The organism is Longitalea arenae, from assembly GCF_016924755.1.
In the GTDB taxonomy this organism is placed as follows: domain Bacteria; phylum Bacteroidota; class Bacteroidia; order Chitinophagales; family Chitinophagaceae; genus Niastella; species Niastella arenae.
This window is the reverse complement of sequence record NZ_JAFFJX010000001.1, coordinates 270,795-285,848: the sequence shown is the minus strand read 5'-3', so window position 1 is coordinate 285,848 and position 15,054 is coordinate 270,795. Positions and strand designations below refer to the sequence as shown.

Below are 15,054 nucleotides of genomic sequence, written 5' to 3'. Positions count from 1 at the left end.
ACTATATTTATTAGCAAATCACCACATAAGCATATTTGTATTTCATGATCATCGATTTAAAAGATCTTACAACGGTTCAGCGCCAGAATTACCTGCAGCACGCCATAGCGCCGCGGCCCATCTGCTTTGCCAGCACGGTGGATAAAGCAGGTGCAGTGAACCTGAGCCCATTCAGCTTTTTTAATCTTTTCTCTTCTAACCCGCCGATCGTGATCTTTTCGCCATCGCGCCGGGTACGCGATAATACTACTAAACACACCCTGCAAAATGTAATGGAAGTGCCCGAAGTGGTGATCCACATTGTAGATTACGATATGGTACACCAGGCCAGCCTGTCGAGTTGCGAGTTCCCTAAAGAAGTGAATGAATTTGTAAAAGCCGGTTTTACGGCCGAACCCGCTACCCTGGTAAAACCGCCCATGGTAAAAGAAAGCAAGGTAAAAATGGAATGCCGGGTGCAGGAAATAAAAGCCCTGGGCACCGAGGGCGGTGCGGGCAACCTCGTCATTTGTGAAGTGCTGCGTTTGCATATTGCCGATGACATTTTGAACGAAAACAAACAGATCGATCAGCGGAAATTACATCATGTGGCCCGCCTGGGTGGCGACTGGTATTGCCGGGTAGATGAAACCAATCTTTTCCAGGTAGAAAAACCCAATACCCAATTGGGCATTGGTATCGATGCCCTGCCGGCACCCATCAGGAACAGCCGGATACTTACCGGTAATAACCTGGCCCAGTTGGGCAATGTGCATGAAATGCCGGTCATTGATCCTGCATTCGACGATGTGCAGCTGAAAAATATTTTTCAATACTACTCACTCAATCCGGCCGATATGGAAGCCGAATTGCATATGTATGCCCAAAAACTGCTCAACGAAGGCAAAGTACGGGAGGCCTGGCAGGTGCTGCTGGCGCTGGATTGATGTTACAGCTTACAAGTTGCAGTTTCCAGGGACACCCCATATACAACGGCTGGTGCATTTCTGGGGCCTTGAAGCCTGAAACCTGCAACTTACCACCCCGGTTGGTTGTGTGCCTGGTAACAAGTACCTTTGCACCCGCATTTGCAATTATATGAGCACACAACATTTGTCTGAACAGGAAATTATCCGACGCGAAAAATTACAGGAATTACAAAAGCTGGGTATCGATCCTTACCCCGCCCCATTGTACCCCGTTAACACTACTGCAGCCCACATAAAGGCAAATTACAAGGGTGAAGAGAACAAAGCCGACTTTGCCGATGTATGCCTGGCTGGCCGTATCATGAGCATCCGCGACATGGGTAAAGCTTCTTTTGCCAAATTACAGGATAGCAGCGGCAGCATTCAGTTGTATATAAAACGCGACGATATCAGTTCCGGTGACGACAAAACGCTGTATGATAAAATCTGGAAACACCTTACCGATATCGGCGACATTATTGGGGTGAAAGGATATGTTTTCACCACCAAGACCGGTGAAACCTCTGTGCATGTTACCGAACTTACCTTCCTTACCAAATCGTTGAAACCATTACCGATCGTTAAGGAAAAAGAAGGTGAAACCTTCGACGCAGTAACCGATCCGGAATTCCGTTACCGCCAGCGTTATGTTGACCTCATCATCAACCCGCAGGTAAAGGACACCTTCCTGAAACGCAGCCAGCTGATCAATACCATCCGGGACTTCTTAAATGCCCAGGGCGCCCTGGAAGTGGATACACCGGTATTGCAATCCATTCCCGGCGGTGCAGCCGCCCGCCCTTTTGTGACGCATCACAATGCGCTGGACGTGCCATTTTATTTGCGTATAGCCAATGAGCTGTACCTGAAACGCCTGATCGTAGGCGGGTTCGACTGGGTATATGAGTTCAGCCGCAACTTCCGCAATGAAGGTATGGACCGCACCCATAATCCTGAGTTTACCGTCCTCGAATGGTACACTGCCTACAAAGATTATTTCTGGATGATGGAGATCACCGAACAACTGTTCGAAAAAATAGCCCTGGCCTTACACGGCACTACCACCGTTAAAGTTGGAAATAAAGAAATAAACTTCAAAGCACCCTTTAAACGCATTAGTATCTATGATGCCATTAAAGAACATACAGGCATCGACGTAAGCAACTTGGATGAAGCAGGTTTAAGAGAAGTATGCAAACAACTGCACATCCATACCGAAGCGAGTATGGGCAAAGGAAAACTGATCGATGAGCTCTTCGGTTCAAAATGCGAGGAGCATTATGTGCAACCAACATTTATCATCGATTATCCTATTGAAATGAGCCCGCTTACCAAAAAACACCGCAGCAAAGCCGGACTGGTAGAACGCTTTGAACTGATGGTAAATGGCAAAGAGATCGCCAATGCTTACAGTGAGCTGAATGACCCCATCGACCAGCGCGAGCGTTTTGAAGAGCAGGCTGAATTATTGAAACGCGGTGATGATGAAGCTATGTATATCGACAACGATTTTCTGCGTGCACTTGAATACGGTATGCCGCCTACATCAGGCATTGGTATTGGCATCGACCGCCTGGTCATGCTGATGACCAATCAGCCCAGCATCCAGGACGTACTACTGTTCCCGCAAATGCGGCCCGAAAAGACCGGAGAATAAGCACTGACACAGTGCTCACTTTCATTATAGATGAGTTTTAAAAATAACCGAAGCAGCAGGCGTTCGTTCCTGTTATTTCGGTTATTTTTTTAGGCATCTTTTCCGCCCATTCTTTTTGCCCATAACTAGTACTTCCGAAACGTCCCGATATGCCGGGACGTTTTTTCTGCTTTTACAGAAAGAGATCGGGCATTAGCTTTCCGCCGGGATTCACGGCATAGTGGTCGAAATTGCTGATACCATGCTGCATCAGAATGTCTTCATCAATAAAGAAATTACCGGTACATTCGGCAGCCGGCCGTTGCAGGATATAATAAGCGGCATCAGCTACTATTTCCGGCTTGCGGCTTCTTTGCACCATCACATCGCCCCCTACAATATTCTGAATGGCGGCGGTGGCAATGGTAGTTTTGGGCCACAGGGCATTTACGCCTATCCGGTGCGGCTTTAATTCTTCAGCCAGTCCCAACACGATCATACTCATGCCATACTTACTGATGGTATAGGCCAGGAAGCGGCCAAACCATTCGGGATTTAAATTCAACGGGGGCGACAAATTCAAGATATGCGCATTACTACTTTGTTTCAAGGCGGGTAAACAGGCCTTACTCATAAAAAAGGTGCCACGGACATTTATATCATGCATCAGGTCCCAGCGTTTTGGCTCCATTTGTTCTGTTGGCAACAGGTTTATGGCGCTGGCATTATTGACCAGGATATCCAAACCGCCCAACTGCTCCACAGTTGTTTTTACTGCCTGCTCAATACTTTCTTCAGAGCGAATATCGCCCTGAATAGGAACCACCTTGCCGGCGCCGGCTTTTGTGATCTCTTCCGCTGCAGAATAAATGGTTCCTTCCAGTTTGGGATGAGGTTCAACCGTTTTGCCTACGATGGCAATTTCGGCGCCATCGGCTGCTAAACGCATAGCAATCGCTTTCCCTATGCCTCGAGAACCACCTGTAATGAGTACTTTCCTTCCCTTGAACTGCATAGTGTTGTTGTTTTTTCGGTGAATCAATTCGTAATGCGACTTACAATTTATTCTAATTCAGTGTCAAATTGAAACTTAAAGTACAAGCACCTGCAACAATACGTAGTTTTACTATTTCACAGGTAATTTCTGAAATGTATAAATCAAGCGTTTGTTCGCTTGCAATTCAACTATTTTAACAATATGTTTGTAATCGTCAAGTTTGATTGATTACAAGAACACCAATATCCAAACAAAAAACCTGATCCAACAATCCAAGAAAAACCGACCAAGATCCTGAAAGACCAATCCCGTTGCAAGCGGGAGATCCAAGATCCAAAGAAAGACCAGTAAAACCAATGTTCCTGAAAACCGTACAGTTCCTGAATCATTCAATCGAGACAAACAAAAATCCAGATCCGCTTAATCCAGGCATCCTTTGAAAATGATTTAAAATTTGTACCTCCTGATGAACCCTGTTCCTTCTTGGTAAGGTTTAGTACAAACTTTTTAAACAGTCCCGGAATACCTCCGGGATTGTTTCTTTTTATACCTGTGTCATCGCCTGGCTTCAGGCCCGGTTTCATTGCAAAAAAGAAGGTGAGCCCCGGTACGGAACCCACCCTTATAAACTTCTTAAGTTATTAACGGCCTGTTAATGTGCATCTGCAACGATCACCGGCTTCTTCTTGAACTTCTGCAAATAGATCACCGGTATAGCCAAGAGTACAAAGATCCCGATCAGCATGTACATATGGTCATATGTCACCAGCATGGTTTGTCTGATAATATTTCCTTCCATCATGCGATCGCTGGCCTGCTGCGCTTCCAGTAAAGAATATCCCTTGCCCATTAACAACTGCACCAGGCCTTCCTTACGTTGCACATAAGCGGGATTAAAGGGATTGGTGTTACCCAAAAGCGCTGTGCGCACCTCGGCCGACTTAACGTGGATAAGCGTGGTTAAAATGGCCACGCCGAAAGAACCGCCTAACTGCCGCATCATATTGTTCAAGCCGGTTCCCTGCCCTATTTGTTTGCCCTGAAGCCCCTGTACCGCCAATGTGGTCAATGGAACAAAGAGAATGGCCATTCCGATACCCCGGATGATCAGAGGCCAGAAGAAATCGCCGGTGCCTGATTCGAGGGTACTGTTTGATAACATCCAGCAGAATACAAAGAACAAAAAGAATCCGCCGGTAGCCATATACTGGGCCGGAACACCGCGCTTCAGCATGGCGCCTACAAAGGGCATCATTAAAATGGTAGCCAGTCCACCAGGTAATAAGATCAGCCCGGTTTGCAGGGCGGTAAAATGTAAGAGGTTCTGACAAAATACGGGGAATATAAACACTGATCCGTATAAAGCGAATCCGAGGGCGAATGAAGTAATGGTACCTATTGCAAAGCTCCGGTTCTTCAGGATACGAAAATCCACTACCGGGTGATCGGTACTTAACTCGCGCCAGATAAAACCAATTACCGCCATGATGGTCGTGATCGTAAGCACGGTGATATAAGGTGTTTCAAACCAGTCTTCGGTTTCCCCTTTCTCCAGCACTACCTGTAAACTACCCACGCCAATCGCCAGCAAAAGGATACCCCACCAGTCGATCGGTTTTCCCTTCGCAAACATAGGCGACTCCCGCACAAACATCGATACGAGAAATGCGGCAATTGCGCCTACCGGAATATTTACATAGAAGATATACCGCCAGTTGGTATTGTCAACAATATAGCCCCCGATGGTAGGGCCGAGTGTAGGTCCTACAACTGCACCTAAACCAAACAGGGCTGTTGCCATTCCTATTTCCTCGCGGGGCCAGGTCTCCATCAAAATGGCCTGCGCGGTAGACAATAAGCCGCCACCGGCCAGGCCTTGCAGCAACCTGTACAGGATCAGTTCGGTGAGTGTGCCTGCTTGTCCGCACAAATAAGAAGCCACTGTGAAGATGAGGATGGAGGCCAGAAAATAATTCTTTCTGCCAAAGCGATCACCCAACCAGCCCGACATGGGCAATACAATTACGTTGGCCACGGCATAACCGGTCACCAGCCAGCCGGCATCTTCCAGGGTAGCACCCAGGTTGCCCATAATATCGGGCAGGGCCACATTCACAATGGTGGTGTCAATCAACTCCAGCAAAGAAGCCATGATCACGGTAATGGTAATGATCCATTTCCTAAATCCTTGTTCTGCCATTCTTAATATTTTAATATGCTTAACACGGAAGGCTTGCTCAGTCCAGCCGCTATGCCCTCCTTCAAAGGGCTTTTATGAAACTAAGCCGCGGCGGCATGCTGAAAGCCTAATGTTTAACGTAACATTGAATACCGGCAATTATAGCGGCGTTTTAACCTCCGGCTTCAGCATTGAGCCTTCCACTTTTATGATTTCCTGGTATCCACCACCACTTTGGCACTCATGCCCGGGCGCAAACGGCTTACAAATTCCGTATCTGCTTTTTCGAGCTTAATCCGAACCGGTATGCGTTGTACCACTTTTACGAAGTTGCCGGTAGCATTATCGGGCGGCAGTAATGAGAATTTGGCGCCGGTTGCACCTGCAAATGATTCCACCGTACCGTTTATCGGATGACCGGCAAATGCATCTACATTGATATGCACCGTCTGGCCGACTTTGATATTTTCAATTTGCGTTTCTTTAAAATTCGCGGTCAAATACAATCCATTGTCGTTGACGATTGAAAAGAGGGACTGACCAGCCTGTACCAATTGGCCCGGTTGAATGGTTTTTTTGGAAACGATACCATCCGTAGGAGCTGTAATAACTGTATAGCTTAACTGCAATTTGGCATAATCGATATCTGCCTCGCGCAAGCCGATGTTCGAGGCAGTGGCCTGTACCTGCTGACGGTTGGTGCTTACTTTTTCAGTGATCACCGGAACCTGTGTTTCTGCAGCATGCAGAGCAGCTTCTGCCGCATCTTTCTCGGCTTTGGCCGCATCAAACTGCGCCTTGGTGATGGCATGATCTTCGTAAAGGGCCTGATAGCGTTTAAAGTCTTCGTTTGCTTTCCACACGCGTACTTCGGCTGTTTTAATATTTGCCTGTGCAGTGGCAATGCCGGTTCTGGCTTCGGCTACTGCGTATTGTGATACATTCACCGATTGTTTGGCCACGGCCAGCGCAGCTTCGGCCTGCTTCAGCTTGATCTGGAAATCGCGGTCGTCCAGCACTACCAGGGTATCCCCTGCTTTTACAAACTGGTTATCGGTAAAACGGATCTCTTTGACATAGCCGCTGACCCTGGTCACTACCGGACTGATATCGGCATCTATTTGTGCATTGTCTGTTTCTTCATGGCTCTTACCATAAAAATATTCTTTGGCCGTAAAGGCCAGGGCGCCAACTAATACCAGCCCCAAAATGATCGGGAAAATGATCTTTTTTCCTTTACTCTTTTTTGCTTCGCTCATACAATATCTCTTTAATGCTTTTTTAAATGGTTAGGGTTGAATATGTCCGGTTGTTTTCAAAAGGGTATAATAAGCGGCGGTAGCATCGGCTTTGGCCAGCTCGAGGTTCAACCGTGATTCATACAACAGGGTTTGTGCATCTATCCGGTCAGTAGTGGTAGCCAGGTTGTTCTTGAACTTCGATTCGGTTATCCGTTCGTTTTCCGTGGCCTGAACCACCGCGTCGTTCAATAATTTTATTTTTTCCAAAGCCTGTTGGTATTGGGTATAGGATTTATTCACATCCATTTTCACGCGGTCGGTAAGAATATCGCGGCTCGCAGCTACTTCCTGCTTTTGTAAGTTGGCCTCTGATAATCTGTTCTTGTTCTTGAAGAAACCGGTAATGTCCCAGCTTGCATTTACGCCTACAACAAAAGGCGCCAGGTAGGTAGATCCTTTGGGAAACAACGCTTTTGTAGGGTTAATGTAATACAGGTTACCGCCAACGCCTACCGTAGGCAATTTTTCATCGTGCACCTTTTTGATATTCACTTCGGCCAGTTTGTTCTGATAATTCAGCGAACCGAATTCCTTTCTATCTTGCAGGGCCTGCTTCATATAAACTTCCGGTCTTTCTGTGATGTCCAGCTTATAAACTACGTCCTGTACCTGTATGGTTGTACTATCTGGCAGACCCAGCAAGATATTCAGGTTATAATTCACCACTTTGCGGGTATTATCTAATTCAATCTGTTGCAATTGTATGTTTGACTTTTGCAGCTGAAAGCGCAATACATCGTTCCTGGTTGCCAAGCCCTGGCTTTCAAACTTCTTTATCTCTGTCAATTTCTGATCCACATCTTCCAGGTTTTGCGCTACTATTTTCTGGTTCTGCTGGATCTTATAGAAGTTGATATAGGCATTGATAACATTGTATACAATTTCATCCCTGTCGCTTTCTGCATTCAGCTTACTGCTTTGGATCAGCAGGTTGGCCGATTCACGTGCATAGCGAAAACGATGGCCGGCGAAGATGGGCTGGTTAATGCTCACGGTTGCCTGGTACAAGGTGTTATCAAAGGGAAACTTTATGCTCTTGGGATCTGAACCGTCTGCCGAAGGCAGGGCAAAATTCCGCTGTAACATCAGGGCATGACTATAACCTGCGCTTACTTTGGCGGTGGGCAATGATTCATCTTTGGCCTGCTCCAGTTGGGAGACCGCCTGCTCGATCTTATTTTGCGACAGCTTCAGTTGTTTGCTATTCTGCACGCCCAGCTTAACCGCTTCTTCCAAACTGATCGTCCGGCTTTGCGCACCGGCGGAAAAAATGCTCAGTAATAAGGCTAATCCCGAAACTATTTTCTTTTTCAAGTTCATGCGATCTATATATTAAATGTTATTCTTCATTTTTAATGTCCAGGTGCGCCCGCATCATTTGTTTCAAATGTGTTTTTAACCGCGGAGCGATCTTTTTGCGAAAACTCGGTTCATCTGTTTCATCGACTTTCATCAGGCGGCAATACAAGGTTTTTGAGTTCACGATCTGGGTAAGGGTGCCAAACATACTCGCCATGGTAAATTCTATATCCACCTTACGAAATACTTTCTTCTTCTGCCCATCGGTGATCACCTTTTTTATCTGCTCCAGGTTTCGCAGCTTGATATTGATAATGAGCTCTTTTATTTCCGTTGACCGGCTGTGATTGTATTGCTGCGACATGATGCAATGGAACCGGTAATTGTTCATTATCTTATCCACATAAAACTCAACCACACGGTCTATTTTGTCCCAGGGAGTAAGGGTTTGATCCTTACTTAATTCTTCCAGTATACCCAGCGTGTAGCCGGCCCTGTCTTCGATCAATGCTTCCAGTAACTTTTCTTTTGATCCGAAGTAATAAGAGATCATGGCAAGATTAACGTTAGCGAGTTGCGCAATATCCCGCACAGAAGTCCCATCAAATCCATTTTCTGCAAACAGTTGCTCTGCAACCGAGAGGATGTGTGTCCTTTTATCTACTTTTTCCGTGAGTGACATATAAGATCTTTCTTTTGGGGACCCAAAATTAAACAAACGTTTAAATTAAACAAACGTTTAAGTAATTTCAGGACAGTGATTTTCTACACACCGTTGCAAAACGGCAACGGTGCACCGATACGAATGTTTGAGAAAAACTACCATTAGCAGATTGATTTAAAAGCAGATGGATGGAATTCACTGCAAGCGATGCGCGTGTGAAAAAAGGCGCGACCAATTTTTTCCAATAACAATTAAATAACAAAAGCAGGCCTTGCAAAAACCGGCAGAGCGGTTCCCGGCGTTTAAAAAGGATAGAGCAGGCTGACTATTTTAATGCGCCTGTTGCTAATATGGTTACACTAACAACTGTAAGGTTATTTATATCAATTGAACGCTAAGCACCTCGCGCCCCGGCGGGCATTCGCCACCCGGATCTTAAATTTTAGTGGCCCTGAGCGAACCTGATTGGTTGATCATTTTATACGCAACCAATGAATTCGAGCTGTTAGTGCCCGCCCCATTTCAGCGGTGTGCAAGTTTGCATAGTAACCAGGCAAGCTCAAATGATCCGCACCATAAAGGTTTACCAGCCATCTAAAACCGCTGGAACCCGCGCCCCATCAGCGCAGGAACATTATTCACGGTTTTTTGAAGTAAGCTGAAAATTTTAATTCAAATCACATAATAAATGAAACGTATTATCGTTTCAATGGTGTTTATACAAGTTCTGGTTGACTGCATGCCATTTTCTATAACCTGGTTCCAGGAGCAATATGGAAGAAAGGATGTAAAAGCGGAGCTTAGGTTATAACTTCAGTCACTTAGTTCTCATTTAATAATATCAGGGTATGAACCGGCTTCTCTAAGCCGGTTTTCTTATTTAATAACATTCATCTGTTCAGGGGGTACCGTATCATTGACTTCCCGGCTAATTTAAAAATTTGCCGCCCTTGAAAAAGGGCGGCCTTTTGCCCTATGCACTATTTAACCCCTATTAGAGACTTTTGAAAAAAATATCATTATGTATGCTGAAAACAGTAATCGAATGTTCCACTGACTTTAATGAAAATGGCTCCTGGCAACAGCAGCCTGATGTATAACACCGTCTGCTTTAATTTTCTTAATAAATGGGGAATAAATTATAAAAGAATCAAGGGCAGCGTGCAAAAAGAAATCAGCCATAGTATGTTCGGCTAACAGGAACAGGTTCGGTTCAGTTTTCATAGTTAAAGGCTTTCTTAAGGCAACGATGTGTGCGCATTGCTGACTTTATGTATCAAAGATATTCAACCGTCAAATACAACACAATAGCATTATTACTAAGGGCCATCCATACGTACATGTCACCGTTAGTTGATGAAATTACCAGTATGTACAAACACGTTACCCCAGGCCTATGGCATCAATTACTTAAATGATCCATTTACCAAACCTGTAATCACAATTAGCCCAGGCATTAACGTTGCCATTAAAAATTGTATTAAAGAATAATTGCCTTTGATCATAACCCATGTATCTACACGATCAGCAACCACAATCACGACATTCCGCCAATGTTATACCGTCTGCTACATGCAACCAATAAAAAAACCCGCCCCTTACAAGGCGGGTTAAATGTTGGTAGCACAAATATCATTACTATGCTTAAGTGTACAGCTTAAGCAATGACACCGTTTATTATTGTTAGTATTACAAATATTATAGTTGTCATCAGGCAAGATCCATATAAGGCTTGTTCTGCAGTATGTTCTCAATTTCATCCATCACCTGGGCCGTTAACAAAGGCAGCACAGTCATTGCTTTCAGGTTCTCCCGCAACTGTTCAGCTTTGGTAGCACCCAGAATGGCGGTAGTTACATGTGGGTTCTTGATAGTCCAGGCAATGGCCAGTGCCGCTAAAGAAACGTTTAATTGTTTTGCCAACACTGCCAGCTGTTTTACCTTTTTTATTTTTTCATCCTGGATCCATCTCTCCTTCAACCAGCCAAAGCCTGCAATGGCCAGGCGCGACTCTTCCGGTATACCGTCATTATACTTACCGGTTAAAAAGCCGGCAGCCAGCGGGCTCCAGATGGTAGTTCCCAAACCCACATTTTGAAATACCGGCAGATAATCCATTTCCATTTTATAGCGTTCGAACATATTGTACTGGGGTTGCTCCATAGCAGGGCCGATCAGGCAATACTGTTGCGCCACCCGGTGCGCTTCCATGATCTCGGCGCCACTCCACTGACTGGTTCCCCAATACAGGATCTTTCCCTGCTGTATAAGATTGTGCATCGTCCATACCACTTCTTCAATAGGCACGGCAGGGTCGGGACGATGACAGAAATAAAGGTCCAGGTAATCGAGCTGCAGCCTTTCCAGCGCCTCATGGCAGGCTTCCACCATATGCTTTCTGCTGAGCCCCGTTTGATTGGGTTTCGCAGCCTTGCCGCGGGTACCAAAAAATACTTTAGATGAAACCACGTAGGAACTGCGGTCCCAATTCTTTTTCTTCAATACCCGCCCCATCATTTTCTCACTTTCGCCGCCTGCGTAACCTTCCGCATTATCAAAAAAATTAATACCCGCATCGTATGAAATTCCCATCAATGCATCTGCTATACTATCGTCAATTTGTTTGTGAAAAGTTACCCAGCTGCCAAAGGAAAGAACACTCAACTGTAATCCTGATCGTCCAAGTCTTCTATATTCCATATAGTTTTGTTTAGACTTCAAATGTAAGGGTTGTAGCAGGTAAATCAATCGGCAATAGAAAGGGAAAATGGAGCAACGATCAATAGGCAGGGGCAATCGTTTATCAACTCGTAGCTGATGGTGAATGGCTGGTGCGGGTTCTATGAACTTACTTATTCCGGCAGGCCATTGCTGGGCACGAGCATGGGGCCCGAGCTGCTATAGAAAGTGTAGGAGGTGAGATTTTGTGCGGCCCGCAAACCGTTTTTAGCAAAAATTATCTTATCACGCTGGTATACATGGGCCGGCTTATCGGTATAAAATTCCTGCTTGTCCTGATCCCACCACAACTCCTGCGTACGCAGCGTATCGCCATTCTTGATACTTTGCACCAGCACACTGTCGCGCAACAACACTTTGTGATCATATTCCACATATTTGGCATAGCGGGCATCGAGCGTACTTTCTATAACGGTACTGTCGTCATAAAAATCAACATGTAATGTGCGCGGAAACTCCAGGTAGGGAGAATCGGCCTGCACCCGTAGCATATAGGGCGAAGTGAGTTTGGCCTTCGTAATGCCCGACTGGCTCATGTAGCTTTCCACATCTTTAGCTTCTTCAACAGCTATTTTCTTTTTGAAAAGCTGGTCTACCACAGCCTGGTCATTTTCACAGGCAGCAAACACAAAAAAACAACCCATTAACAGGGCTGCGGTGAGAAAATGATATGTCCTGATGGTTCTTCGCATATATAACGGGCTATCACCTGGTTCTGTCACACATTATTGTGTTCGCTGATAGCAAAAAGGCCCTTGAAAATAAGGTCAGGGTCTGCAAATATCCTGTTTTTCAAATGATACACAAAATAGGGCGCATCGCCCCCGGTTAACACCACGTTAAAGTTCCCATAGCGTTCTGCGTAGGCATCTATCATGCCATCGATCTCTTTGGCCATTCCCAGGATTACGCCGCTGAGTATATTCGTACGGGTATCATACCCTATCAGGGGCAGGTTCCAGTCTTTTTCAACCAGGGGCAGTTTGGCCGTAAAAAGTTTCAGCGACTTGAACCGCATTTCCATTCCGGGCGAAATTCCCCCGCCCAGAAATTCTTTGTATTTATTAACGAAGTTGTAGGTGATAGCGCTGCCCAATCCGATGATCAGGTTGTTATGATCGGGAAAAAGGTCAACGGCGGCCACCATCAGCGCCAGGCGGTCGGCCCCGATATCCTGGGGTTTACCCACCGGTGTTGTAATGGGGATCTTCGACTGATGCGATAATTTATGGAAGCGGGAAGCCGCAGCCAGCAACTGTTCGAGGCCGGGATTGTGATTTACAACAGAAGAAAGAATTGATTTGGCAGGTTTATATTGCTCGATCAGCTGTTTAATGGTGTCATTGCTATCATTTTCAAGTACCAGTACTTTTTGTAGTTCCCTGTTCTCAAAAACAGCACATTTCAACCGGGTATTGCCGAAATCAAAGCATAACGTTGTTGCCAAACTGAATGTATTTTAACGTTTTCCTGGATCAAATACCGGATGAAGAAATGCGATTTTTTTCTTTTTGCCAAAAAAGATTGCAGAATGATTCGGGTGCGCCACTCCATCGCCGCAAACACTATGGAAACGGGACAGGCGCTTTCGGGCGCAGACGAAAAATTTACTTATCGATATCGAAATCAAAGGCTGACAGATTTCTGAAGTGACCGTTCAATTTTACTTTTTCCTTCAGCTGCTCCATTTCCAGCAACATGGGCAATACTTTCTGCAAATGCCTTTTCATATATTCCTGCCTTTGCAGTTCTTTCATGAGCCCCAGCAGTTCATATTCTTCCTCGAGCGACAAACCGGCATGATGCCCTACGTCATAGGTTTTTAATTCTTCTTCGGGCTTTTTGAAATCTTTTGAAATATTCAGCAGACGATGCATTTGTTTTACCCCGCTCACCACTTTTTGCATCAGATCGCGGCTGCCGGCATCATCATTTTCGGGATAATTCACAATGGCGCCGCTATATAATTTATCCGGAACCTGTTTTATCACCTCCAGGATGCGGAAAATGCGCAAACCTTCGGTTTTAATGTCCATTTCCCCATTTTCGTATGTTTGAACAATGTCGCTGACCTGCACCAGGGTGCCCAATTCCTGCAGGCGGTTATTTACAACAGAAGGGATGCCAAAAGACTTCTTGCCTTCGAAACATTCAGTAATCAATTGCTTATAGCGGGGTTCAAAAATGTGGAGATGCACCTTTTCACCCGGAAAAACTACAATGCTCAAGGGGAAAATCGGAATGAAATTAGTCATAATAAATACACGTTTTGCAATCTAACACAATGTTTTTAAACCTGTAAAATATATTCCACATTCAGCTACATTTGCAGGGCATATTGCATTCCTAAATAACAATGTATTTAAATAAAAGTTATGAAAATTTCGGGATTTATTATTATACGAAATGCAGTAATTAATGATTATCCCGTAACGGAAGCTATACGTTCTGTATTACCACTTGTAGATGAAATGATCGTGAGTATTGGTGACAGTGAAGATGATACACTTGGGCTCATTCAATCCATTGCTTCTGACAAGATCCGTATTGTACATTCAGTGTGGGACCCGGCGCTGCGTAAAGGCGGACAGGTATTGGCCGTAGAGACCGATAAAGCGCTTGCACAGATTTCGCCGGATGCCGACTGGGCATTTTACATTCAGGCCGATGAGGTGGTGCATGAAAAATATTATCCGGCCATTCTGGATGCTGCCCGGAAATATAAAGATCAAAAAGAGGTGGAAGGGCTGCTGTTCAAATACACCCATTTTTACGGTACGTATGATTATGTGGGTGATAGCCGCCGCTGGTATAACCGGGAGATCCGCATCATCCGCAATGATAAAACCATTCATTCCTATAAAGACGCCCAGGGCTTCCGCAAAGATGGCCGTAAGCTGAATGTGAAATTGATCGACGCCCATATTTTTCATTATGGCTGGGTAAAAAGCCCCAAGCAAATGCTGCAGAAGCAAAAGAACCTTGGAAAATTCTGGCGTACCGATGAAGAGTGGGAACAGTTCCTCACCGGGTCAGACTTCTGGGATTTCAACAATGAATTCGATTCCCTGGCAAAATATACCGAAACCCATCCGGCGGTCATGCAGGAAAGGATCAAAAAACAGAACTGGAAAGTTGAAATGGATATCAGCCGCAAACGCTTTTCCTTTAAGAACCGTATCCTGTATTATATAGAGAAAGCAACCGGCAGGCGCCTCTTCGATTACAAAAATTATAAGATCTTGCGGTAATCCAGTATCGGTAGAACCGACGCCCATATAAAAAAAAATTC

12 protein-coding genes are annotated in these 15,054 nt (G+C 45.2%); 3 read left to right on the top strand and 9 right to left on the bottom strand.

Annotation, left to right across the window (positions count from 1 at the left end; genetic code table 11):
* Nucleotides 1–44 precede the first annotated feature (44 nt).
* The gene (locus tag JT717_RS01265) at nt 45–926 is read left to right on the top strand and encodes a flavin reductase family protein (protein WP_205508344.1); all 882 of its coding nucleotides are present in this window, start codon (nt 45–47) and stop codon (nt 924–926) included.
* A gap of 151 nt (nt 927–1,077) precedes the next feature.
* A complete protein-coding gene (gene lysS / locus JT717_RS01260; protein ID WP_205508343.1) occupies nt 1,078–2,604 on the top strand; it encodes a lysine--tRNA ligase in 1,527 nt (508 codons plus the stop codon).
* Between the two features lie 172 nt (nt 2,605–2,776).
* On the opposite strand, the gene JT717_RS01255 is transcribed toward lysS, so the two are convergent.
* From JT717_RS01255 to JT717_RS01215, 9 genes are all read right to left on the bottom strand, one after another.
* Nucleotides 2,777–3,598: an SDR family oxidoreductase gene (locus JT717_RS01255; RefSeq protein ID WP_205508342.1), complete on the bottom strand. Its 822-nt coding sequence runs from the start codon at nt 3,596–3,598 to the stop codon at nt 2,777–2,779.
* A 634-nt stretch (nt 3,599–4,232) separates the two neighbouring features.
* Nucleotides 4,233–5,780 carry a DHA2 family efflux MFS transporter permease subunit gene (locus JT717_RS01250; protein ID WP_205508341.1) on the bottom strand — a complete coding sequence of 516 codons (1,548 nt, stop codon included), beginning with the start codon at nt 5,778–5,780 and terminating at the stop codon, nt 4,233–4,235.
* A 185-nt stretch (nt 5,781–5,965) separates the two neighbouring features.
* Complete coding sequence (locus JT717_RS01245; RefSeq protein WP_205508340.1) at nt 5,966–7,018, bottom strand: HlyD family secretion protein; 1,053 nt, start codon at nt 7,016–7,018, stop codon at nt 5,966–5,968.
* A 30-nt stretch (nt 7,019–7,048) separates the two neighbouring features.
* Nucleotides 7,049–8,380 carry a TolC family protein gene (locus JT717_RS01240; RefSeq protein ID WP_205508339.1) on the bottom strand — a complete coding sequence of 444 codons (1,332 nt, stop codon included), beginning with the start codon at nt 8,378–8,380 and terminating at the stop codon, nt 7,049–7,051.
* Between the two features lie 19 nt (nt 8,381–8,399).
* A complete protein-coding gene (locus tag JT717_RS01235) occupies nt 8,400–9,041 on the bottom strand; it encodes a TetR/AcrR family transcriptional regulator (protein ID WP_205508337.1) in 642 nt (213 codons plus the stop codon).
* 1,692 nt (nt 9,042–10,733) lie between these two features.
* The gene (locus JT717_RS01230; RefSeq protein WP_205508335.1) at nt 10,734–11,723 is read right to left on the bottom strand and encodes a potassium channel beta subunit family protein; all 990 of its coding nucleotides are present in this window, start codon (nt 11,721–11,723) and stop codon (nt 10,734–10,736) included.
* 152 nt (nt 11,724–11,875) lie between these two features.
* On the bottom strand, nt 11,876–12,454 hold the full coding sequence (gene lptC / locus JT717_RS01225; protein WP_205508333.1) for an LPS export ABC transporter periplasmic protein LptC: 579 nt from the start codon (nt 12,452–12,454) through the stop codon (nt 11,876–11,878).
* Between the two features lie 26 nt (nt 12,455–12,480).
* Nucleotides 12,481–13,209: a type III pantothenate kinase gene (locus JT717_RS01220; RefSeq protein ID WP_205508332.1), complete on the bottom strand. Its 729-nt coding sequence runs from the start codon at nt 13,207–13,209 to the stop codon at nt 12,481–12,483.
* Between the two features lie 160 nt (nt 13,210–13,369).
* The gene (locus JT717_RS01215; protein WP_205508330.1) at nt 13,370–14,017 is read right to left on the bottom strand and encodes an LON peptidase substrate-binding domain-containing protein; all 648 of its coding nucleotides are present in this window, start codon (nt 14,015–14,017) and stop codon (nt 13,370–13,372) included.
* A gap of 120 nt (nt 14,018–14,137) precedes the next feature.
* Between JT717_RS01215 and JT717_RS01210 the strand changes: the two genes are divergently transcribed.
* Nucleotides 14,138–15,013, top strand: coding sequence for a glycosyltransferase family protein (locus tag JT717_RS01210; protein WP_205508329.1), 876 nt, complete (start codon nt 14,138–14,140; stop codon nt 15,011–15,013).
* Nucleotides 15,014–15,054 lie beyond the last annotated feature (41 nt).

Bases quoted from the DNA above. Each gene is read 5' to 3' on its own strand.
- JT717_RS01265 (WP_205508344.1), top strand. From the start codon at position 45: ATGATCATCGATTTAAAAGATCTTACAACGGTTCAGCGCCAGAATTAC.
- lysS (WP_205508343.1), top strand. From the start codon at position 1,078: ATGAGCACACAACATTTGTCTGAACAGGAAATTATCCGACGCGAAAAA.
- JT717_RS01255 (WP_205508342.1), bottom strand. From the start codon at position 3,598: ATGCAGTTCAAGGGAAGGAAAGTACTCATTACAGGTGGTTCTCGAGGC.
- JT717_RS01250 (WP_205508341.1), bottom strand. From the start codon at position 5,780: ATGGCAGAACAAGGATTTAGGAAATGGATCATTACCATTACCGTGATC.
- JT717_RS01245 (WP_205508340.1), bottom strand. From the start codon at position 7,018: ATGAGCGAAGCAAAAAAGAGTAAAGGAAAAAAGATCATTTTCCCGATC.
- JT717_RS01240 (WP_205508339.1), bottom strand. From the start codon at position 8,380: ATGAACTTGAAAAAGAAAATAGTTTCGGGATTAGCCTTATTACTGAGC.
- JT717_RS01235 (WP_205508337.1), bottom strand. From the start codon at position 9,041: ATGTCACTCACGGAAAAAGTAGATAAAAGGACACACATCCTCTCGGTT.
- JT717_RS01230 (WP_205508335.1), bottom strand. From the start codon at position 11,723: ATGGAATATAGAAGACTTGGACGATCAGGATTACAGTTGAGTGTTCTT.
- lptC (WP_205508333.1), bottom strand. From the start codon at position 12,454: ATGCGAAGAACCATCAGGACATATCATTTTCTCACCGCAGCCCTGTTA.
- JT717_RS01215 (WP_205508330.1), bottom strand. From the start codon at position 14,017: ATGACTAATTTCATTCCGATTTTCCCCTTGAGCATTGTAGTTTTTCCG.
- JT717_RS01210 (WP_205508329.1), top strand. From the start codon at position 14,138: ATGAAAATTTCGGGATTTATTATTATACGAAATGCAGTAATTAATGAT.